This window comes from Herbiconiux daphne, from assembly GCF_024979295.1.
GTDB lineage: Bacteria > Actinomycetota > Actinomycetes > Actinomycetales > Microbacteriaceae > Herbiconiux > Herbiconiux daphnes.
Genome location: NZ_JANLCJ010000613.1, coordinates 1 through 579 on the forward strand (window position 1 = coordinate 1; position 579 = coordinate 579).

Here is a 579-nt window from a genome sequence, read left to right on the forward strand (position 1 = left end):
AGCTTCACTAAACACATCTTTGATAACATGACCCAGGTGAATGGATTCACCAAACAGCTTATCCAAAAGAACCAAACAGAAACCCAGAAAACTATTGATGCTATTCAGCGTAAATTAGCACATCCTGCTACTACTGCTACCCAGAAGGGACAGTTGTACGATGATCTCGAATTCCAGAAACGTCGTATGAAGGAAATTGAGCAGGATTTGGTAATTGAAGAGAAGAATATCCAACATCGTAAAGAGATGGAGTATGATAATGGTTTCTTCCAGACTGACCGTGTAATGCGTAGTCAGCTCGGTAATAACTGGAAGGGTAATGAAGTTTGGAATTATCTGGTTCGTAACGCTGGTATCCCTGTTGAAGCCTTCCGAGAAGTAGTTAAGACTCACGGACCTCAGTTAGCATTCCTTGTTATGGAAGCTATGGAGAACAGACAATCCAAGGCTAGCCGTCAGGCTAAAGCTGCTGCTATCATGACTCGTAAGAGCCCTAAAGGTGTAGCAGCCCCCAAAGCTAAAGAGACATCTGATGCCAACTCACGAGCTGCCTATCTGCGTCGTAAAGAAGCCAAAGTA

1 protein-coding gene is annotated in these 579 nt (G+C 43.7%); it reads left to right on the forward strand.

Annotated elements, in window-relative coordinates; genetic code table 11:
* Positions 1–36: 36 nt before the first annotated feature.
* A partial coding sequence (locus N1032_RS26750) for a hypothetical protein (protein ID WP_259543699.1) occupies positions 37–579 on the forward strand: 543 nt, incomplete at its 3' end.